The sequence below is a fragment of the Acidimicrobiales bacterium genome (assembly GCA_035531755.1).
Taxonomy (GTDB): Bacteria; Actinomycetota; Acidimicrobiia; order Acidimicrobiales; family UBA8190; genus DATKSK01.
This window is the reverse complement of the sequence record DATKSK010000001.1, coordinates 27,743-47,076: the sequence shown is the minus strand read 5'-3', so window position 1 is coordinate 47,076 and position 19,334 is coordinate 27,743. Positions and strand designations below refer to the sequence as shown.

General features: G+C 74.5%; 21 protein-coding genes. 9 read left to right on the top strand and 12 right to left on the bottom strand.

Going from position 1 to position 19,334, the window contains the following annotated elements; translation table 11 throughout:
- The first annotated feature begins 20 nt into the window (after positions 1–20).
- On the top strand, positions 21–794 hold the full coding sequence (locus tag VMV22_00230; protein HUY20743.1) for an NRDE family protein: 774 nt from the start codon (positions 21–23) through the stop codon (positions 792–794).
- A 9-nt stretch (positions 795–803) separates the two neighbouring features.
- On the opposite strand, the gene VMV22_00225 is transcribed toward VMV22_00230, so the two are convergent.
- Positions 804–932, bottom strand: a complete 129-nt coding sequence (locus tag VMV22_00225) for a hypothetical protein (GenBank protein HUY20742.1) — start codon at positions 930–932, stop codon at positions 804–806.
- A 175-nt stretch (positions 933–1,107) separates the two neighbouring features.
- Between VMV22_00225 and VMV22_00220 the strand changes: the two genes are divergently transcribed.
- Positions 1,108–1,536 carry an ester cyclase gene (locus VMV22_00220; protein HUY20741.1) on the top strand — a complete coding sequence of 143 codons (429 nt, stop codon included), beginning with the start codon at positions 1,108–1,110 and terminating at the stop codon, positions 1,534–1,536.
- Between the two features lie 29 nt (positions 1,537–1,565).
- Here the strand turns inward: VMV22_00220 and VMV22_00215 are convergent, their stop codons facing one another.
- Together VMV22_00215 and VMV22_00210 are read right to left on the bottom strand one after the other, a co-directional pair.
- The gene (locus tag VMV22_00215; protein ID HUY20740.1) at positions 1,566–2,597 is read right to left on the bottom strand and encodes an acyl-CoA dehydrogenase family protein; all 1,032 of its coding nucleotides are present in this window, start codon (positions 2,595–2,597) and stop codon (positions 1,566–1,568) included.
- Positions 2,598–2,610: 13 nt separating this feature from the next.
- On the bottom strand, positions 2,611–3,786 hold the full coding sequence (locus VMV22_00210) for an acyl-CoA dehydrogenase family protein (protein HUY20739.1): 1,176 nt from the start codon (positions 3,784–3,786) through the stop codon (positions 2,611–2,613).
- A gap of 112 nt (positions 3,787–3,898) precedes the next feature.
- On the opposite strand from VMV22_00210, the gene VMV22_00205 reads away from it, so the two are divergent.
- The 3 genes from VMV22_00205 (at position 3,899) to VMV22_00195 (ending at position 5,737) form a co-directional block, all read left to right on the top strand.
- Positions 3,899–5,056 (top strand): thiolase family protein, encoded by a 1,158-nt coding sequence (locus VMV22_00205; GenBank protein ID HUY20738.1) that lies wholly within the window; start codon positions 3,899–3,901, stop codon positions 5,054–5,056.
- Positions 5,057–5,130: 74 nt separating this feature from the next.
- On the top strand, positions 5,131–5,331 hold the full coding sequence (locus tag VMV22_00200; GenBank protein ID HUY20737.1) for a hypothetical protein: 201 nt from the start codon (positions 5,131–5,133) through the stop codon (positions 5,329–5,331).
- A gap of 1 nt (position 5,332) precedes the next feature.
- Complete coding sequence (locus VMV22_00195) at positions 5,333–5,737, top strand: glyoxalase (GenBank protein ID HUY20736.1); 405 nt, start codon at positions 5,333–5,335, stop codon at positions 5,735–5,737.
- A 65-nt stretch (positions 5,738–5,802) separates the two neighbouring features.
- Here VMV22_00195 and VMV22_00190 read toward each other — a convergent pair whose 3' ends face one another.
- From VMV22_00190 to VMV22_00155, 8 genes are all read right to left on the bottom strand, one after another.
- The gene (locus VMV22_00190) at positions 5,803–6,423 is read right to left on the bottom strand and encodes a hypothetical protein (GenBank protein HUY20735.1); all 621 of its coding nucleotides are present in this window, start codon (positions 6,421–6,423) and stop codon (positions 5,803–5,805) included.
- 11 nt (positions 6,424–6,434) lie between these two features.
- Complete coding sequence (locus tag VMV22_00185) at positions 6,435–7,217, bottom strand: hypothetical protein (protein ID HUY20734.1); 783 nt, start codon at positions 7,215–7,217, stop codon at positions 6,435–6,437.
- On the bottom strand, positions 7,214–7,882 hold the full coding sequence (locus tag VMV22_00180; protein ID HUY20733.1) for an RNA polymerase sigma factor: 669 nt from the start codon (positions 7,880–7,882) through the stop codon (positions 7,214–7,216). The genes VMV22_00185 and VMV22_00180 overlap by 4 nt, the downstream gene beginning before the upstream one ends.
- A 52-nt stretch (positions 7,883–7,934) precedes the next feature.
- Positions 7,935–9,047: a nitronate monooxygenase gene (locus VMV22_00175; GenBank protein HUY20732.1), complete on the bottom strand. Its 1,113-nt coding sequence runs from the start codon at positions 9,045–9,047 to the stop codon at positions 7,935–7,937.
- Positions 9,044–9,814 carry a CoA-transferase gene (locus tag VMV22_00170; protein HUY20731.1) on the bottom strand — a complete coding sequence of 257 codons (771 nt, stop codon included), beginning with the start codon at positions 9,812–9,814 and terminating at the stop codon, positions 9,044–9,046. Before VMV22_00170 ends, VMV22_00175 begins: the two co-directional genes overlap by 4 nt.
- Positions 9,811–10,683, bottom strand: a complete 873-nt coding sequence (locus VMV22_00165; GenBank protein ID HUY20730.1) for a CoA-transferase — start codon at positions 10,681–10,683, stop codon at positions 9,811–9,813. Before VMV22_00165 ends, VMV22_00170 begins: the two co-directional genes overlap by 4 nt.
- A gap of 45 nt (positions 10,684–10,728) precedes the next feature.
- Positions 10,729–11,487, bottom strand: a complete 759-nt coding sequence (locus tag VMV22_00160) for an enoyl-CoA hydratase family protein (GenBank protein ID HUY20729.1) — start codon at positions 11,485–11,487, stop codon at positions 10,729–10,731.
- A gap of 215 nt (positions 11,488–11,702) precedes the next feature.
- Complete coding sequence (locus VMV22_00155) at positions 11,703–13,997, bottom strand: acyltransferase family protein (GenBank protein ID HUY20728.1); 2,295 nt, start codon at positions 13,995–13,997, stop codon at positions 11,703–11,705.
- A gap of 186 nt (positions 13,998–14,183) precedes the next feature.
- On the opposite strand from VMV22_00155, the gene VMV22_00150 reads away from it, so the two are divergent.
- The 4 genes from VMV22_00150 (at position 14,184) to VMV22_00135 (ending at position 18,048) form a co-directional block, all read left to right on the top strand.
- Positions 14,184–15,014, top strand: coding sequence for an SDR family oxidoreductase (locus tag VMV22_00150; protein ID HUY20727.1), 831 nt, complete (start codon positions 14,184–14,186; stop codon positions 15,012–15,014).
- A 120-nt stretch (positions 15,015–15,134) separates the two neighbouring features.
- A complete protein-coding gene (locus tag VMV22_00145; GenBank protein ID HUY20726.1) occupies positions 15,135–16,283 on the top strand; it encodes a Re/Si-specific NAD(P)(+) transhydrogenase subunit alpha in 1,149 nt (382 codons plus the stop codon).
- A complete protein-coding gene (locus tag VMV22_00140) occupies positions 16,280–16,654 on the top strand; it encodes an NAD(P) transhydrogenase subunit alpha (GenBank protein HUY20725.1) in 375 nt (124 codons plus the stop codon). The genes VMV22_00145 and VMV22_00140 overlap by 4 nt, the downstream gene beginning before the upstream one ends.
- The gene (locus VMV22_00135) at positions 16,651–18,048 is read left to right on the top strand and encodes an NAD(P)(+) transhydrogenase (Re/Si-specific) subunit beta (protein HUY20724.1); all 1,398 of its coding nucleotides are present in this window, start codon (positions 16,651–16,653) and stop codon (positions 18,046–18,048) included. The genes VMV22_00140 and VMV22_00135 overlap by 4 nt, the downstream gene beginning before the upstream one ends.
- 89 nt (positions 18,049–18,137) lie before the next feature.
- Here the strand turns inward: VMV22_00135 and VMV22_00130 are convergent, their stop codons facing one another.
- Positions 18,138–19,211, bottom strand: a complete 1,074-nt coding sequence (locus VMV22_00130; GenBank protein ID HUY20723.1) for a hypothetical protein — start codon at positions 19,209–19,211, stop codon at positions 18,138–18,140.
- Between the last annotated feature and the right edge of the window lie 123 nt (positions 19,212–19,334).

The following is a 19,334-nucleotide window of genomic DNA, read 5'->3' as shown; positions in this document are numbered from 1 at the left end:
GCGCCGCTACCCTGGCGGTGATGTGCCTGCTCGTCGTGGTCTTCGGCCTCGACCCGGGCGCGCCCCTCGTGATCGGGGCCAACCGCGACGAGCGCCTCGACCGGCCCGCCACGGCCATGACCGTGCTGCGCGAGGGCGGCCCCCGGGTGCTCGGCGGTCGCGACGAGCAGGCCGGCGGGACCTGGCTGGCCGTGAACGAGCACGGCGTGGTGGCCGGGCTCACCAACCGGCCCTCCCCCGACGGCCGCGACCCCTCCAAGCGGTCGCGCGGCGAGCTCCCGCTCGCCCTGGCGGGGCACGCCGACGCGGCGGCCGCCGTCGACGACGTGGCGGCCCGGCTGCGGCCGGCCGACTACAACCCGGCGTGGCTCCTCGTCGGCGACCGCACCACCCTCTACGCGCTGGACATGACCGGCGACGGGCAGGTCGAGGTGGAGGAGCTCGGCGCCGGGATCCACATCCTGGAGAACAACCCCCTCCACACCCGGTCCGCCAAGGTCGACCACGTGCGGGCCCTGCTGGGCGACGCCGCCGACCGCCGTGGCGACGACCTGCTCGAGGTGGTGCGATCGGTGCTCGCGGACCACAGCGTGCCGGGCACGGTCACGCCGGCGGAGGCGGGCCGGGCTGTCGAGACCCTGGCGGCGTGCGTGCACACCGAGTCGTACGGGACACGGTCGTCGACCCTCGTGGCCGTGCCGGCCGAGACCGGGCGCGCCCCGCGACTGCGGGTGGCCGACGGTCACCCGTGCACGGCGCCGTTCGTCGACGCCGCCGGCCTCTGGAGGCCCTGAGCTACCGGGCTACTTGCCGTCCCAGGACTTGCGCTGCTGCTTCTGGGCCGCCTGCTTCTCGTGCTTGGCCGCCCGCTTCTCCTTGAGGCTCCGGCCGGGCTTCTTCGCCTCGCCGGTCGGTCGTGACTTCTCTCCCATGTCTGCAGCCTACGGCCTCCGGCGCCGGGAGCGGGGCCCGCGCCCCCGAACCGGCAGCGGCCGCCCGGTCCGGGGCGAACTACCGTCTGCCCGCAGCCCCCGCCTCGCGCCGCCGGCGCGGCACCCGGGCCTCGCGCCACCGGGCGGAGCCGGGACCGACGATCGGAGGTCGAGGATGAGCTCGCCACCAGCCGACCTGCGCACCAGCCGCGAGGCCGTCGTCCGCGAGCACATGGCCGCCGAGAACGAGCTGCGGTTCGACGACACCCTGGCCACGTTCTCGCATCCCCGCTACGAGCTCGTCGGCACGGGCCAGGTCTACGACGGCGCCGACGAGGTCAGGGAGTACTACGCGCGGTCGCGGGCGGTGTTCCCGGACCAGCGCAACGAGGTGCGCGCCCTCCACGACGCCGGCGACACCATCGTCGTCGAGTTCGACCTGCTGGGGACCCACCTGGGATCGCTGACCGGCGAGGAGCCGACGGGCCGGGCGTTCCGGTGCCCCATGGTGGCGCTGTTCGAGTTCGAGGGCGACCGCATCGTGTGCGAGCGCGTCTACTTCGACTCCGAGACGATCTACCGGCAGCTGCGCGGCGAGGGCTGACCCCGCGCTAGCCCGGCGCTAGTCCGACGCTAGTCCCGCCCGGCCAGGAGCTCGAGCACCCGGGCCCGGTGATGGGCGGCGTCTCCCCACGCGGGCGCCAGCGACCACGCCCGCTTCATCCACAGGTGGAGGTCGTGCTCCCAGGTGTACCCGATGGCCCCGTGCACCTGGAGCGCGGTGCGCGCCGCCAGCAGGGCGGCGTCCGACGCCAGCGCCTTGGCCATCGACGCGTGCAGGCCGGCGTCGGGGTCGCCCGCGTCGAGCGACCAGGCTGCGCGGTAGACGGCCGGACGGGCGAACTCGACGCGCACCAGGGCGCCGGCCAGGTGGTGCTTCACGGCCTGGAACGAGCCGATGGGCTTGCCGAACTGCGTCCGCTCGACGGCGTAGCGCGCCGCCATGGCGATCATGCGGTCGGCGACGCCCACCAACACCGCCCCGGTGCCCATCGCCGCCCGGTCCCCGAGGCCGGCGAGGGCCCCCCGGGCCGACGCGCCGGACGCCACCACGGTGCCGGCCGACGGCTCCCAGTCGACGGCCGCCACCCGGCGGGCGCCGTCGAGCGCGGGGCGGGGCGTGAGCGAGACCACCGCGGCGGGGACGGCGTGGACGTCTCCGCCGTGCTCGAGCAGCAGCAGGTCGGCGCCCCCCGCGCCGGGGACGGCCGGCATCGACGAGGTCCCGACGGCCACGACCGCCTCACCGGCCGCCACCGCCGGCAGCCACCGCCGACGGGCGGCGTCACCGACCGGGCCGGGCACGGCGAGCAGCAGCGGGACGCCCAGCGCCGTCGTCTCGAGCACGGGCTCGGGCAGGCCGGCCCGGCCGGCCTCCTCCAGCAGGAGCACGAGGTCGACGAGGCCCAACCCCATCCCCCCGTGCTCGGCGGGGACGGTGAGCCCGACGACGCCCATCTCCGCCAGCGCCGTCCAGCGCGGGCGGGACCAGCCGAGCTCGGACGCCCACGCCTCACGGACCTGGGCGGGCGGGCACTCCTTCTCCGCGAAGGCGCGCAGCTGGGCGCGGAACTCGAGCTGCTGCTCGTCGAAGGCGAAGTGCACCGGCGGCTGACGCTCAGGCCCGCGGCAGGCCGAGGACGCGCTCGGCCACCACATTGCGCTGGATCTCGTTGGTGCCGGCGTAGATGGGGCCGGCCAGGGCGAAGAGGAACCCGTCGAGCCACGCCGGCGGGCGTCCGTCGTCCTCGAGCAGCTCGGCGCCGGCCCCCAGGAGCTCGAGCGCGGTGGCGTGGACGAGCAGGTCGGTCTCGGACCAGAAGATCTTGTTCATCGACGCCTCGGGCCCCACCGTGGCGCCGTCCAGGACGCGGGTGGCGGTCCAGTACGTGTGGAGCCGGTACGCCTCGGCGTCGATCACGGCGCGCCCCACGGCGTCGGCGCTGCGCGCGGCGCGCACCGGGTCCTCGGCGGCGCAGCGTCGGTACAGCTCGACCAGCCGCGCCGCCGCCTCGGTGTACCGGGCGGGGCTGCGCAACGACAGGCCGCGCTCGGAGCCGGCCGTGGCCATGGCCACCCCCCATCCCTGGCCGACCTGGCCGAGCACCTGGGCGTCGGGCACCTCCACGTCCTCGAAGAAGACCTCGGCGAACCCCGTCTCGCCGTCGAGCTGGGCGATCGGGCGCACGGTCACACCGGGCGCGTCCATGGGCACGAGGAAGTAGGTGAGGCCGCGATGGCGCTCGCCCTCGGGGTCGGAACGGAACAGGGCGAAGATCCAGTCGGCGAAGGCGCCGCGCGAGCACCACGTCTTCTGCCCGTTCAGGACCCACGCGTCCCCGCGGCGCGCGGCGCGGCTGCGGATGGCGGCGAGGTCGCTGCCGGCGTCGGGCTCGGACCACCCCTGGCACCAGATCTCCTCGCCCGACGCCATGGGCGGGAGGTACCGGTCCTTCTGCTCGGGGGTCCCGAACTCGAAGAGCGTGGGGGCCAGCAGGAAGATGCCGTTCTGCCCCACCCGGGTGGGGGCCCGGGCCCGGTAGTACTCCTCCTCGAACACGAGCCACTCGATCAGCCCGGCGCCGCGCCCGCCGTACTGCGCCGGCCACGACACCACCGACCACCCGGCGTCGAACATGGTCCGCTCCCACGCCCGGTGGGCCTCGAACCCGGCGGCGGTGTCGAGCGAGGGCAGCGGCCCGGGGCCCCCGGCCCGGTCCGGGGTGTTGGCCTCGAGCCAGGCCCGGGCCTCGGCGCGCAAGCGCTCCTGCTCGGACGTGAACCGGAGATCCATCGGACGAGGAATCTGACACACCGCCAGATTCTGGGCAACAATCGACGCGGTCGGACGGACCGATCCGGCCGCGCCAGGCCCGGGGTGGTGGACCCGGGCGGAGGAGGTCTCGATGCCCAACGCCGTCATCGTCGACGCGGTGCGCACCCCGGTCGGGCGCCGCAACGGCCGGCTGTCGGGCTGGCACCCGGTCGACCTCGCCGCCGCCCCGCTGAAGGCGCTCGTCGAGCGCACCGGCCTCGACCCCGCCCTCGTCGAGGACGTGGTGATGGGGTGCACCATGACCGTGGGCGAGCAGGCCATGAACATCGGCCGCAACGCCGCGCTGGCCGCCGGGTTCCCCGACACCGTGCCGGGGACCACCGTCGACCGCCAGTGCGGCTCGGCCCAGCAGGCGGTCCACTTCGCCGCACAGGCGGTCATGGCGGGCGCCATGGACATCGTCATCGGCGCCGGCATCGAGTCGATGACGCGCGTCCCGATCGGCTCCACCACCGACCCGGGGCCCGGCGAGGCCTACGGCCCGACGGTCCACGCCCGCTTCGACTTCATCCACCAGGGGCTCTCGGCGGAGGAGATCGCCCGGCGCTGGGGGGTGGGTCGCGAGGAGATGGACGCCTTCGCGCTGGAGTCGCACCGACGTGCGGCGCGCGCCCACGACGAGGGCCGGTTCGCCAACGAGATCGTGCCCCTGGCCGCCCCGGGCCCCGACGGCGACACCGTCCTCGACGTCGACGAGGGGGTGCGACGCGACACCAGCCTCGAGAAGCTGGCCGGCCTGCGCCCCGCGTTCGCCGAGGACGGGCTGGTCACGGCGGGGACGTCGTCACAGATCTCCGACGGGGCGGCGGCCGTCCTCGTCATGAGCGAGGAGCGCGCCGAGTCCCTGGGGCTGCGGCCGCGTGCGCGGTTCCACACCTTCGCGGTGGCCGCCAACGACCCGGTCATCATGCTCACCGCCCCCATCCCCGCCACCCGGCTGGTGCTCGAGAAGGCCAAGCTCCGGCTGGAGGACATGGACGCCGTGGAGATCAACGAGGCCTTCGCCTCGGTGGTGCTGGCGTGGGAGCGGGAGCTGCACCCCGACATGGCCAAGGTCAACCCGAACGGGGGGGCCATCGCCATCGGGCACCCGACGGGGTGCTCGGGGGCGCGCCTCATGGCGACGCTGCTCAACGAGCTCGAACGCACCGGCGGGCGCTACGGCCTGCAGACCATGTGCGAAGGCGGCGGCCAGGCCAACGCCACCATCATCGAGCGCCTCGGGTAGTGCCGGCCGACGGCACAGGGTCGCCGAAGGGCGCGGGTGCGGAGGGAGCCGGACACAAGACCCCGCCGGCGATCGTGACGCCCACGACCAAGGTCACGGTCGCCTTCCCGTTCTCGACGGTGAAGATCCACGAGTCGAGCGAGGCGCTCGTCGAGCTGGCCACGCTCGTGGCCGGGCTGTCGCGGCTCGTCGAGGGCGGCGCCGGCGGGTCCGAGGCGGCCCGCCTGGCCGAGCAGGCCGAGGCGCTGGTGGAGCGCCTGCGCACGGCGCGCTGAGGTGGACTGGAAGCTCGAGCTCGTCGTGCCGGTGGCGGACGTCGACCGCGCCACGGCCTTCTCCATGGAGCAGGCCGGGTTCCGCCTCGACGTCGACCACCGCGCCGGCGATGAATCCCGCGTCGTGCAGCTGACCCCGCCGGGCTCGGCGTGCTCGATCGCCCTCATGCGCAACACCGGGGCCCCGGGATCACTCCAGGGGCTCCACCTGGTCGTCCCCGGCATCGAGGCGGCGCGCGCCGAGCTGGCGGGACGCGGCGCGGACGTCAGCGAGGTCTACCACTTCGAGTCGGGCAACCAGGTCGACGGCCCCGATCCCGGCCGCGCCGACTACGGCTCGATCCTCTCCTTCGGCGACCCCGACGGCAACGGATGGCTGGTGCAGGAGGTCCGGGGCAACCCGTAGCCCGCCCGTCGCCCGGCGCCGACGCCCGTGGCGCCGCCAGGGCGGGTCGCCCCAGGCGCCATCCGTCACGACGCGGGGAAGGACCCCGCCTGCCACGTGATCCCGCCCGACGTCCCCGCCGTGGGCGCGCCGTCGAGGGCGACCGCCGCGCACGACGGCGCGTGCACCTCGGCCCCGTACCACGACGCGCCGGCGGAGACCCAGGCGAGCCAGCACGTCCCGGTGCGCGACTGCACCGCCAGGGTGGCGCCGTCCCCGCCGGCCGCCAGCACGCCGCTCACGGTCTGCGCCGACGTCGACGGTCCCGCCACCACGCCGTACGGCGAGAGGTCGAGCCCGGCGAACCCGCCGCCGGCCACCGACGCGTCGAGCACGTTCTGCTCGACGGTCTTCAAGGTGGTCTGTGCCCCGAGGTCGTAGGCCCGAGACACGGTCGAGCCCAGACCGGACGACCCATCGGATCCGCCACCCGCACCGGTCAGACCGCCGGCCCCGCCCAGACCGGTACCGCTCCCGCTGCCGAGGGCCATGACGGCGGCGGCGCTGACGGCGCCCAGCACGAGCAGCGAGAGGATCAGCCCGGCCAGGCCGAACCCGTGCTCGGCCGCAGGCCGCCGCCGTCGTGTCGCCGCGGTCGCCACGGGCTGGGCATCGGCAAGCGCCGGCCGGGGATTGAGAGCGGTCACTCCCGGCGACGCTATGACCCGACGGATGACCCGGCGGCGGTGGGCGTGCCCGCGCCCTTCCCCGTGCCGGGCATCACGCCGTACCGCTGGAGCGGCTGGAGGTGCAGCGGCGTCGTCACCACGCCGGTCGGCGTGGACGCCTCCGCCCCCCGCACGGCGCCGTCGCCGGGCCACCAGGCCGCGAACCGGCCGTCGGCCAGGCTCGTCTCGATGGTGCTCCCGTCGGCGCGCACGAGGGTGACGGCGGTCACGCCGGCCCCGGCGCGCCCCACCACCAGTGTGAAGGGCTCGCCCTGGCGGGCCGTGAACGACGCCTGGTCGACGACCACCCCGCCCGCGGGCGGAGGCGGCGGCTGCGGGCCCACCCGCACGGACACGCTCTCGAACGAACCGTCGTCGAGACAGGTGGCAGTGGCCGTGCCGGCGGTGAAGACCGACAGCGTGAAGGGACCCCGGATGTCGGTCACGGCGGGCTGCCAGCCGGACGCGGCCCCCCGCTCCGCCGTCGTCAGTGGGACCAGGCGTGCCTGGCAGGCGGCCTGCGCCGTGGCTACCTGGCCCGCCGCCGGCGCCGTGGGCGACGCGTTCCACCGGGCGAAGGCGGCGGGGGCGCCGGGCGCCACCACGGCCACCACCGCCGCCGCGCCACCCACGGCGGCGCCCACGCCGATCGTCGCGGCGAGCGGGCGCCGTCGTCGCGGACGCACGCACAACTCGGCGACCAGATGGTGGCGGCGGCGGGCGACCCAGTCGTCGCTCAGGGAAGGCACCGGAGGGGGGAGCAGGTCGGTCATGTGGGCTCCTTCGTTGTCGAGACGGTCGGTTCGAGCACTGCGGGGCGTACCAGCGCGGCGACGGCGCCGTCCGGCGCGCCCTGGCCGGTGCCGCCGGACGGGTCCCGCGCGGCGCGCAGCTTCCGGCGGGCCCGGGCGAGGCGCGAGCGGACCGTGCCGACGGGCACGCCCAGCGCGGCGGCAGCCTCGCCGTAGGTGAGGTCGCTCCACGAGACGAGCACCACGACCTCGCGCTCGTGGCGCGACAGGCCGTCGAGGGCGCGGCGTGCCGACTCGAGGGCTGCAGCGGTGTCCACCCGGGAGACGACGTCGTTCTCGACACCGGCGGCCGACGGCCCGAGCGGGATCCGGCGCAGCGCGGCCCGGTGGCGCCGGCGGGACCGGGTGGCGTTGCGGCACATGTTGTTGGCGATGCCGAGCAGCCACGGCAGCACCGTCGTGCCCGTCGGCTCGAAGGCGGCACGCTGCTTCCAGGCCTCGAGGAAGACGATGCTCGTCAGGTCCTCGGCGAGCGCCCGGTCACCGCACCGCCGCACGCAGAAGGCGAACACCGCCCGGGCGTGGCGCTCGAACACCGTCCCGAAGGCCTCCGGGTCCTCGGCGGCGCGCCCCCACAGCTCCCGGTCACCGAGGTCCCGGTCTCCCCGGGAAGGCGCTGCGTCCACGACCACTAGTGTCCGCTCCCCCGTCGGGAGTTCCCGGCGCCCCTGCGACGGATCAGCCGGCCAGGCGCTCGAGGGTGGCGTTGGCCTCGGTGATCACCGATGCCACCAGCTCGGCCACGGTGGGGAGCTCCTCGATGACACCGACGACCTGGCCGGTGGGCAGCACCCCGACGTCCGTGCGGCCGTCGACGAGGGCGGCCCTGGTCATCATGGGGGCGTTGGCGGCCATGACCACCTGGGCCCAGGACATCTCGTTGCCCTCCTTCATGGCCCGGCCCTCGGACAGCAGCGCCCCGATGGAGGCGTGGGTCTGGCGCCGGAAGGCGAGGGCGTTGCGCAGGGCCCGGGGCAGCGCGGCGAGGCGTCCCGCACCCTCGAGGTGGTCCACGACGTCGGTGCGGATGACGCGCTGGGGTGCGCCGTCCACCCGCGTGGTGACGACGGTCCCGGTGACCGGGGTGCCCAGGTAGACCTTCTTCACCTCGTCGGGGACGGTGCTCTCCTGCGTGAGGAGGAAGCGGGTGCCCATGGCGATGCCGGCCGCCCCGTAGGCGAGGGCGGCCACGAGCCCCCGGCCGCTCGAGAAGCCGCCCGCGCCGATGACGACCACCCGGTCGCCCACGGCGTCGACCACCTGGGGGAGCAGCAGGGTCGTCGGCACCGGGCCGGTGTGGCCGCCGCCCTCCGCCCCCTGGGCGATGACGCCGTGCACGCCCCAATCGGCGACCTTCTCGGCATGGCGCCGCGCCCCCACGGTGGGGATGACCACCACGCCGGCGTCGCGCAGGCGGGTCACCATCTCGGCGCGCGGGGCCTGGGCGAAGCTCGCCACCTTCACGCCCGCGTCGAGCAGCACGGCGATGCGCTCGCCGACGTCGGCGGCGTCGGTGCGGAGGTTCACCCCGAACGGGGCGCCGGTGCGCGCCCGGACCTCGGCCACCGCGGCGCGCAGCTCGTCGACGGTCATGGTGGCCGACGCCAGGATCCCGAGCGCACCGGCGTTGGCGGTGGCGGCCACCAGGCGGGGCCCGGCCACCCATCCCATGCCCGTCTGCACCATGGGGTAGCGCACGCCCACCAGCTCGCACAGCCGCGTGCGCAGCGCGGGGTGGGGCTCGGGCGACGCCGGGAGCGGTCCCGGCGACGCCGCGCCGGGCGGCGTCAGGACGCCACCTCTTTGTCGCGCAGCCGCCGGGGGTCGAGGACCTCGCGCACCAGCTCGAGCTCGTCGACCGTGGGGGCCCGGGTCACCGGCACCGGATCGGGGAGCACGAGCGCGAACCCGGTGGCGGCCACGACCTCGTCGACGGTGACGCCGGGGTGCACCGAGCGCAGGCGCATGGCGTGGTCGGGGGTGTCGAAGTCGAACACGCCCAGGTTCGACACCACCACCCGCACCTCGTGGAAGCGCGTGGCCGCGGGCCCCGCAGCGGCGGCGCGGTCGTAGCCCACCCCGCACACCATGTCGACGTGCTCCACGAAGCTGCGCGGCGAGTGGGCGGGCACCCAGTAGCTGGTGGTGTGGTTGACGCTGTTGCCCGGCGCGCCGCGCACCCCGATCAGCTGCGCCTTGGGCCGGGCCCAGTCGCCGATGGCACTCAGGTTCTGGTTCCCGTAGCGGTCCACCTGCGACGCCATCATCATGATGTGGCGCCGGCCCGACCACACCACGTCGAACACCCGCCGGTAGGGCATCCACGCCTCGAGCACGAGCTCGTCGCGCCGGGCGGAGACGCCCGGCGTGTTGGCCATGAGGGCGGCCTCGCCGTCGGTCAGCACCAGGTCGGGCGCGAACGTCAGCCGGGCCAGGCGGGCCCCGACGGCCGGGATGGTGCCGAACGGGCTCGCCATCACCTCGCCGTCGCCGCGCCACGCTTCGGCGCACGCCACCGCGCACACCTCGGCGCGCGTCACACCCTCGTCGGCGCTCACGACGCACCCCCGTCGGTGGCGGTGTCCTCGTCGACGGCGGCCCGGTAGCCGGCCTCGTCGGCCTGGAGGTAGCGGGCGTCGAAGGCCGCCCAGGCGTCGGGGTCGGCGGCGGCGGCGGCATATCGCCGTTGGAAGCCCTCGTCGCGGTCGTAGTCGGGGGGGCACGACGTGAAGTGGGCGCCGCCGGGGGCCTCGGCGACGGCGTCGGTGAGGAGGCGGCTGACGGTGACGGTCTGGATGGGGCCGTGGTGGAGGAGCCCGCCCGGCTCGACGACGGTCTCGGCGGTGAGGAAGCGACGGACCGCCGCCCCCAGGAACAGCTCGTCGAAGAAGGGGTCGGGGCCGAGCACCTGCCCGTTGCCGTGGGTGTCGGCCCGGTTCACGTGCACGAAGGCGGCGTCGAGGGTGAGCGCGGGCATGGCCACGAGCTCCTCGCCGTCGTCGTAGGGGGAGCGCACCGTCTTCAGCCCGGGGTTGACGCGCAGCACGTCGGAGCCGAGCCCCGCCCGGGTGGGCAGGAAAGGCAGCCGCTGGGCGGCGGCCAGCAGGCCCAGGTAGAACATCCCCTCGTCCACCTCCATGGCCTCGATCGTCCCCTGCTGGCGCGCGGCGCGGAAGTGGGGGTCCAGCGCGATGGAGTCGAGGGTCACGAACCCGTAGACCACCTTGCGGACGCGCCCGGCGGCGCACAGCACGCCGACGTCGGGCCCGCCGTAGGCGACCACGGTCAGGTCGCGCACGCCCGAGCGCAGCACGGCCCGCACCGCCGCCATGGGCTTGCGGCGCGACCCCCAGCCGCCGAAGCCGACCGTCATGCCGTCGCGCAGCTCGCCGACCATGTCGTCGAGCGACGTGCGCTTGTCGCTCACGTCGTTCCCCGCGCCGGGCGTGGGCCCGTCACCGGAGACCGCCGGTCATGACGAGGTGTCGGCATCGCGCTTGTCGACGAACGCCTGGCGTTGCTCGTCGGCCACGCCCCGGACGTGCAGCTCGTAGGTGAACCCCTGCTCGTAGCGGTAGCTGCGCTTCACGTCCACGGGGTCGATGCCGTTGAGCGACTCCTTGGCCCGGCGGATGATCGTCGGGCTCTTGGTGGCGATGGACGCCGCCACCTCGTAGGCGGCGTCGACGAGCTGGTCGCGGGGCACCACCCGCAGCACGGACCCGTAGTGGTGCAGCTCGGCCGCCGTCGCCGGCTCGGCGGTGTACACCATGGAGCGCATCCGGTGCTGGGGCACGAGCCGGGCGAGGTGGGTGGCCGCCCCCAGCGCGCCGCGGTCGACCTCGGGCAGGCCGAAGGTGGCGTCGTCGGAAGCCACCACGATGTCGGCGTTGCCGGCGATGCCCACGCCGCCGCCCAGGCAGAAGCCGTGGACGGCGGCGATGACGGGGACCTCGCAGTCGTAGACCGCCGCGAAGGCGGCCGCGCAGCCCCGGTTCACGCCGACCAGGGCTTCGTCCCCCTTGGCCTGGATCTCCTTGATGTCGACCCCGGCGCAGAACCCGCGGCCCTCGGCGCGCACCACGACCACCCGCACCGACGGATCGCTCCCCGCGGCCAGCACGGCGTCGGCGAAGGCGAACCACGACGCCACGTCGAGGGCGTTCACCGGAGGCACGTCCAAGACCACCTCGGCCGTGCCCGGCGTGCGCTGGTGTGTCTCGATGCCCATGGACGTCTCCGGATCGACGGGCCGCGGCCCCGGCGGGACCCGGCGACGGGCAGGGTGCACGCCCGTACTGCCGGAGCAGGGTATTCGGTCGCCGCCGAGCGGTGCGAACCGCCCGCCCGCCGACGCCGACCGGAGCGTGCGCGTCCGTGGGGCGAGGGGTCGGCCGGCGCGGGTGGGCACGAGCGGATCGGCCCGTCGTCGTCGGCCCGTCGGGGTCAGCCCACGGCGCAGGGCAGCTCGGCGTACCACGACGGCGGGGTGAGGGCGATGTCGCCCGACCACGACCCGGACGGTGACGCCGCCTGGTGCGGGCGGCCCAGCAGGGCGACCTCGGGGAGGATGCGCCTCGCCACCCACTCCCCCCCGGCCACCGTGAGGTGCACGCCGTCGTCACAGCGCGTCCGCACCCCGTCGACCGTCGTCGCGTACTTGCCGCCGGGCGAGAGCCACGAGCCGACGTCGAATACCGTCACCCCCCCTCCGGCGGTGTCGGCACCGCCGGCACCGCCGGCGCGGGAGGCCGTCGCGACGCCCCGCTTGGCGACGGCCTGCCCGGCGACGGCGTCCGTGGCGACGCCCGCCGTGGCGACGGATCGGATGATCTGGTTGTCGACGAGCACCCGCCCGGGATCGTCCTCGGGCCAGGGCGCACCGCTCGGCTGGAGCCCGGTGTCGTACACGGGAGTGGTGAGCAGGACGACGTGGGCCCCGCGCGAGCCGAGCACGGCGACCGCCTGGCGGAAGCGGTCGGCCACGTGGGCGTCGAAGGCGGCGTCGCCGAGGTGCGTCCAGGTGGAACCCTCCTGCTGGTCGAGGAGGTCGCTGCGGGCCAGGTACACGACGACGTCGGGATTGAACTGGTCGACCCACGCCTTCCACTGGGCCAGGAGCGCCCCGGGGTCACCGTCCTGGCACGGCGCGCCGGGGGGACCGGTGAACCACAGCACCCGGACCTGCCCGTCCATCGACACCGAGCACCCCGGGCTCCCCTCGTTCACGGCCACCACCCCGTAGTCCGCCATCACCCGGCCGAGCCCCACACCGAGGGTGCCGGCCATGGAGTCGCCCACGACGAGGACCTTGACGGGCTGGGCACGGACGGGGGCGGCCAGCGCCGCGGCCGTCGGCTCGGCGCCGTGGGACCGCGCCGAGGCGGCCGCGACCCCGGTGACCTCCACCGTGGCCAGGAAGGTCGACAGGACGGCCAGGCCGGCCGCCGTGGGCATCGCCAGCGGCGCCCACCACACCGGGAGCCGGCCGCGCCGGATGGGCAGCTCCACCAGGTACGCGGAGGCGGTGGCGACCGCCACGATGACGACGACGCGCAGGGCGAGCAGCGCCGCCCCCGACGCGTGCACGCGCTGCGGGGTCAGGACCAACAGCAGCGGGAAGTACCAGAGGTACATGCCGTAGGAGATGCGGCCCACGTAGCGCAGCGGGCCCCATGCCAGCACGGCGCCGACGGGCGTGCCCGGGAGCCCGGCGACAGCGGCGATGACCCCCGCGGTGCACAGCGCGGCCACGAAGAACCCGCCACGGAACGCCCACAGGGAGTCCTGCGGGACCAGAGCCCACAACAGCGCCGTGCCGGCCACCCCGGCCACCCCCGCGGCCCGCAGCGCCGCTCTCGCCGACCGCGAGGTGGCCGGCCCCCACAGCACGCCGGCGACGGCGAGGGCGGCCCCGACGAGGATCGCCTGGGCGCGGGTGTCGCTGGCGTAGTAGCTGCGCGTCGTGTCGGCGCCGGTGCGCGTGAGCACGGCCATCCACGCCGCCGAGGCGACAGCACCGCCGGCGGCCACGGCGAAGAGCACGGTCAGGCGCCGGCGGCGGTCGGCGTCGGGGATCGTTGCGTCGGAGATCGTTGCGTCGGGGCGAGTTTCGTCAGGGCCGGCGGCGGCGAGCCACACCGGCTCGCGCCCGGCGACCGCGGCACGCGTGGCACCGGAGCCGGTACCGCCGACCGGCGCGCGGCGGCGCCCGAGCCACCGCGGCCGGCGGAAGGTGAGCACCCCGAGCACCACCAGCGGCCACACCAGGTAGAACTGCTCCTCGATGGCGAGCGACCACGTGTGCAGCAAGGGCGAGAACGGCGGCGTCCTGGCGAAGTAGTCGGTGTGGCCGGCGATGAGGTGCCAGTTGGCCACCTGCAAGACGGTGGCGACGGTGTCGCCGCGCAGCGACGGGCTGCCGAAGATGCGAGGCCACAGCGCGGCGCCCACGGCCACGCCGGTGAGCATCAGGAACAGCGCGGGGAGCAGGCGCCGTGCCCGGCGCCCCCAGAAGCGCGCCAGCGAGACGGTGCCGCGCCCGCGCCACTCGGCGACGAGCAGCGACGTGATCAGGTACCCCGACAGCGCGAAGAAGACGTCGACGCTGAGGAAGCCCCCGGGGATGGCGCCGACGGTGTGGGCGGCGATGATCGCCAACACGGCGACGCCGCGGATGCCGTCGAGGGCGGGCAGGTGCTGCAACGAGAACGGTGACGCGTGACGCGTCGTCGTCCTCATCGCACCTCCGGATCCCCCCGAAGAGCGCCTCCCGACGCCCTCGCCCTCGCCCTCCGCGGGTGAGTCTCGCCTCGGGCTGCATGATCGTCAAGGGAACGAGCCGGTCCGGCTCCGGCCCGGCGCCCTCCTTGGCTAGGTTCTGCACCCGGGTCGGGCCATCGCCGCGGTGGTCGCCAAGGAGCGCCCGTGACCGAGGCAACGGACAGCACCGGGGGAACCGGCTCCACCAGCGGTCTGGACTTCACCGGATCGGTGGTGGTCGTGACCGGCGGGTCACGCGGGATCGGGCGCGGCATCGCCGAGGCGTTCCTCGCTGCCGGAGCGGACGTCACCATCTGCGGCCGGTCCGAACCGCCAGCCGACGCCCTGCCGACCGGCGGCGGGCGCCGCGCCATGTTCGTGGCAGCCGACGTGCGCGACGCGGAGCAGGCGGCCGGGGTGGTGGCGGCCACGGTCGAGCACCACGGTCGCATCGACGTGCTCGTCAACAACGCCGGCGGGTCACCCGCCGTGCCGGCCGCCGACGCGTCGGCGCGCTTTGTGTCCCAGGTCGTCGCGCTCAACCTCCTGGCGCCGTTCTTCTGCGCGCAAGCCGCCAACCGCGTCATGCAGGAGGACTCGGGGGGCTCGATCGTGAACATCGGCAGCGTCTCGGCCCTGCGCCCGTCGCCGGGGACGGCCGCCTACGGCGCCGCCAAGGCGGGCCTGCTCAACCTGACGCGCACGCTCGCCGTCGAGTGGGCGCCGAAGGTGCGCGTCAACTGCGTGGTGGCGGGCATGGTGGCCACCGAGGCGGCCGACCACCACTACGGGGGGGCGACCGGACTGGCCGCGGTGGCGGCCACGGTCCCGCTGGGCCGCATGGGGACCCCGGCGGACGTCGCCGGCGCGTGCCTGTTCCTGGCGTCCCCCCTGGCGTCGTACGTGTCGGGGGCGGCGCTCGAGGTGCACGGGGGGGGCGAGTCCCCCGCCTTCCTGACCGCCCTGGCGGGGACCGATCGCTCCGAATCCGGCTGACGCCACGCCGGGCACGGCCAGCCGGGGACGCCGGGCGCCGGGGACGCCGGGCGCCGGGACGGGGCTCCCTGCAGGCGTGAAGTGGAGGATCAGCACCGGGGCGTGCTCTGATAGCCCACCGTGAAACTCGCCGTCCCCACCGAAACGCGACCCGGCGAGCGGCGCGTGGCCCTCATCCCCGACGTGGCCGGTCGCCTGGCCGGCTCGGGTGTCGAGGTCGTCGTGCAGGAGGGGGCGGGCGCCCTGGCCCACTTCCCGGACAGCGCCTACGTCGACAAGGGCGCCACCGTCCGCGCCGGCGCCCGGGAGGTCCTGTCGGCCGCCGACCTGGTGGCCAAGGTGCAGGCCCCGACCCCGCAGGAGGTCGAACTGCTGGCCGAGGGGGCCACGGTCGTGAGCTTCCTGCAGCCCGGCGCCCAGTTGGACACGGTCCGGGCACTGGTCCAGCGCAAGGCCACCGCGTTCAGCCTCGACCTCGTCCCCCGCATCAGCCGCGCCCAGTCGATGGACGCCCTGTCGTCGCAGGCGACGGTGTCGGGCTACCTGTCCGCCCTGGCCGCGGCGGAGCGCCTCCCCAAGTTCTTCCCGATGTTCATGACGGCGGCGGGCACCGTGCCCCCCGCCAAGGTGCTGGTGCTCGGCGCAGGCGTGGCGGGCCTGCAGGCGATCGCCACCGCCCGGCGCCTCGGCGCCCAGGTGCGCGCCTACGACGTGCGGGCCGCCGCCAAGGAAGAGGTGCAGTCACTCGGCGCCGCCTTCGTCGAGCTCGAGCTCGAGTCCCAGGAGGGGTCGGGCGGCTACGCCCGCGAGCAGTCCGAGGAGTTCCTGGCCCGCCAGCGCGAGCTCATCGGCAACGAGGTGGCGGCGTCGGACGTCGTGATCACCACAGCGGCGGTGCCGGGCCGCAAGGCACCGATCCTCGTCACCACGGCGATGGTCGAGCGGATGGCGGAAGGATCGGTCATCGTCGACATGGCCGCCGACGGCGGCGGCAACTGCGAGCTGTCGGAGCCCGGCGAGGACATCGACCACAACGGCGTGGTCGTGTGCGGCCTCACCAACCCGCCCGCGGCGATGCCGACGCACGCCAGCTTCCTGTTCTCGCGCAACGTGGCCAACTTCCTGGCGCTGATCGTGGCCGAGGGCGAGCTGCGGCCCGACTTCGACGACGAGATCGTGAAGGGCAGCTGCGTGGTGCGTGCCGGCACCGTCGTCCACGAGCCGACGGCCGAGCTGATCGCCGGCGCCGGCAAGGAGGGAGCGCCGTGATCGCCGCCATCGCCGCCTTCGGCCCAGGCCTCATGGGTTTCATCACCGTCTTCGTCCTCGCCGCCTTCGTCGGCTACGAGGTCGTCTCCAAGGTGCCGAGCATCCTGCACACCCCGCTGATGTCGGGGAGCAACGCCATCCACGGCATCATCCTCGTGGGCACCATGGTGGTGCTGGGCGGGGCCCACGGCGCCGCCCAGCTCACCCTGGGGTTCCTGGCCGTCGTCCTCGCCACGCTGAACGTGGTCGGCGGCTTCGTGGTGACCGACCGGATGCTCGAGATGTTCAAGGCCAAGCCCACCGACCGCAAGGCGGCCCCGGCCGGACCGACGGCCGACGGCGCCACCGGTGACAAGGGGGCGGCGGCGTGAGCCGGGCGACCGCCACCGACCTCGTCTACCTGGTCGCCATCGTCGGCTTCGTCCTCGCCCTGAAGGGCCTCAGCTCGCCCAAGCGCGCCCGGCTGGGGAACATCGTCGGGGCCACCGGCATGCTCGTCGCGGTGGCATGGACCTTCTCCCTGCCCGTCGTGTACTCGCATACGCGCAACCTCGTGCTGATCATCGTGGCCATCGTGATCGGCGCGGTGATCGGCGTCCCCGCGGCGCGTCTCGTGAAGATGACGGCCATGCCCCAGATGGTCGCCATCTTCAACGGCGTCGGCGGTGGCGCGGCCGCGCTGGTCTCGGTGACCGAGTTCATCTCGGTGCCGGGCAAGTCGCTCGCCATCTACAAGATCTGCGAGATCCTGTTCGGGGTGCTCGTGGGATCCGTGTCCTTCGCGGGCAGCGGGATCGCCTTCGCCAAGTTGCAGGAGCTCATGACGGGGCGGCCGATCACCTACCCGGCGCAGCAGCTCATCAACGCCACCATCGCCGTCGCCATCGCCGCCCTGCTCGTCGTCACGGTCGTGACCGCCAGCACGGCCGTGCTCGTGGTGGTGCTGGTGCTGTCGCTGGTGCTGGGCGCCATCTTCGTGCTGCCCATCGGCGGCGCCGACACCCCCGTGCTCATCTCGCTGCTGAACGCCTTCACCGGCCTGGCCGTGGCGGCCTCGGGCTTCACCCTCAACAGCACGCTGCTCATCGTGGCGGGGACGCTCGTCGGCGCGTCGGGCACGCTGCTCACCCGGATGATGAGCCAGGCCATGGGGCGCTCGCTCGCCAACATCCTCTTCAGCGCCTTCGGCTCGGTCGTCACGGCGACGGGCGAAGGCCCCGACGCCGAGGGTCGCTCGGTGCGGTCCGGCACGGCCGACGACATCGGCGTGCTCCTCGCCTACGCCCGCAAGGTCGCCATCATCCCCGGGTACGGGCTCGCCGTGGCCCAGGCGCAGCACACGGCGCGCGAGCTCGCCGACGCCCTGGCGGCGCGCGGTGTCGAGGTCTACTACGCGATCCATCCGGTGGCCGGCCGCATGCCGGGGCACATGAACGTGCTCCTGGCCGAGGCGAACGTCCCGTACGACCAGCTCGAGGAGATGGACGACGCCAACCAGGAGATGGCCACCACCGACGTCGCACTGGTCGTGGGGGCGAACGACACGGTCAACCCGGCGGCGAAGAACACCCCGGGCAGCCCCATCTACGGGATGCCGATCATCAACGCCGACCAGGCGGTGAACATCGTCTTCCTGAAGCGGTCGATGCGGCCCGGGTTCGCGGGCATCGACAACGAGCTGCTCTACGACCCCAAGACCACCATGCTCTTCGGGGACGCCAAGGACTCCCTGTCCAAGTTGGTGGCGGCGGTCAAGGCCGCCTGAGGCTGCCTCGGGTGGGGCGGCCAAGCCCCAGGCGGTCAGCCGGTCCCCGGCGGTCAGCCGGTCCCCGACGGTCAGCCGGTCCCTGGCGGTCAGCCGGTCCCGGCCTGCCGCGCCAACGAGGGGCCGCCATCGAAGAGGTGGGCGAAGACGAGCAGTCCCTGGGTCGTCTGGCGCGCCGAGGACACCACCACCTCGATGTCGGTCCGGCCGACCAGATGGACGGCGTCGTTCACCACCACCATGTCCCCTTCGGGCAGGTAGCCGACGGCCTGGCGGGCCTGGCGGCCCTCCTTGACGAGGTCGATAACGAGATGCTCGCCCGGGGGATGGTCGGGCGAGAGCTCCGTCGCCAGCCGGCGGAAGTCGACGATGTCGACCTCCTCGGCCTCGGCCCGGTCGGCCACCTCCACCGAGCAGGTGGCGAGGCGCACGTGCAACCGGTGGGCCAGCGCGATCACACGGTGGGCGGTGTCGTCGAACTGCGGGACCTCGTCGTCGCTGATCCACACGGCCACGCCGCCGGCCCTGAGGGCCTCGATCGATTCGAGCCCCCGCCGGGCTCGGCGCGACGCCACCGGGTCGGGGCTCTCCGACAAGGTGCGGACCTCGTCGAGCACGAAACGCGGCAGCACGATGCCGCCGGCGAGGAGCCCCGACCGCCCCAGGACCATGAGGTACCGGTCCATCACGGCGGAGGTGTCGACGACCAGGGCCGTCCCCGGCGGTGGCTCGGCGGGGCGATCGAGCAGGTGCGACATACCGGCCGCCCGCACGATCTCCTGACCCTTGGTGACGCCGATGCGGATGCCCGCGACGCACAGCACCCAGGCGAAGGCGGCCACCAACGGGTAGTCGATGCTCGAGTGCACGAGAGCGATCACGGGAAGCCCGGCCACGAGGCCGAGAAGCAGGCCGGTCGTGCCGACGACGGACCCGGCGAACACCTCACTGGCAGGCATGGAGCGGAGCTGGCCCACCGCGCCGCGCAACCCGCGGTCGAGCAGGCGCCCGATGACGCCGCCGAGCAGGTAGGAGAACAGGGCGCCGAGCGTGATGCCCACCACCGGCGCGGTCGTCTCCTTCCCGACGTGGTTGCCCACGGCGAGACCGCCGATGGTGCCGGCGATCACCAAGAGAAGCCTGAAGACCTCGACGAATATCACGCGCTCTCGCCTCACCCTCACCCAATGCAGGAGCACCTCAAGGCTACCCAACGCCTGGGCGCTTTCCGGGTTCACGCTCAGGACGAATCCGACCGCGACGCACCGTGGTGACAGGTCGGGGGA

Excerpts from the sequence above, each read along its gene's own strand:
- VMV22_00230 (HUY20743.1), top strand. The coding sequence starts at position 21 with ATGTGCCTGCTCGTCGTGGTCTTCGGCCTCGACCCGGGCGCGCCCCTC.
- VMV22_00225 (HUY20742.1), bottom strand. The coding sequence starts at position 932 with ATGGGAGAGAAGTCACGACCGACCGGCGAGGCGAAGAAGCCCGGCCGG.
- VMV22_00220 (HUY20741.1), top strand. The coding sequence starts at position 1,108 with ATGAGCTCGCCACCAGCCGACCTGCGCACCAGCCGCGAGGCCGTCGTC.
- VMV22_00210 (HUY20739.1), bottom strand. The coding sequence starts at position 3,786 with ATGGATCTCCGGTTCACGTCCGAGCAGGAGCGCTTGCGCGCCGAGGCC.
- VMV22_00205 (HUY20738.1), top strand. The coding sequence starts at position 3,899 with ATGCCCAACGCCGTCATCGTCGACGCGGTGCGCACCCCGGTCGGGCGC.
- VMV22_00185 (HUY20734.1), bottom strand. The coding sequence starts at position 7,217 with ATGACCGACCTGCTCCCCCCTCCGGTGCCTTCCCTGAGCGACGACTGG.
- VMV22_00160 (HUY20729.1), bottom strand. The coding sequence starts at position 11,487 with ATGGGCATCGAGACACACCAGCGCACGCCGGGCACGGCCGAGGTGGTC.
- VMV22_00155 (HUY20728.1), bottom strand. The coding sequence starts at position 13,997 with ATGAGGACGACGACGCGTCACGCGTCACCGTTCTCGTTGCAGCACCTG.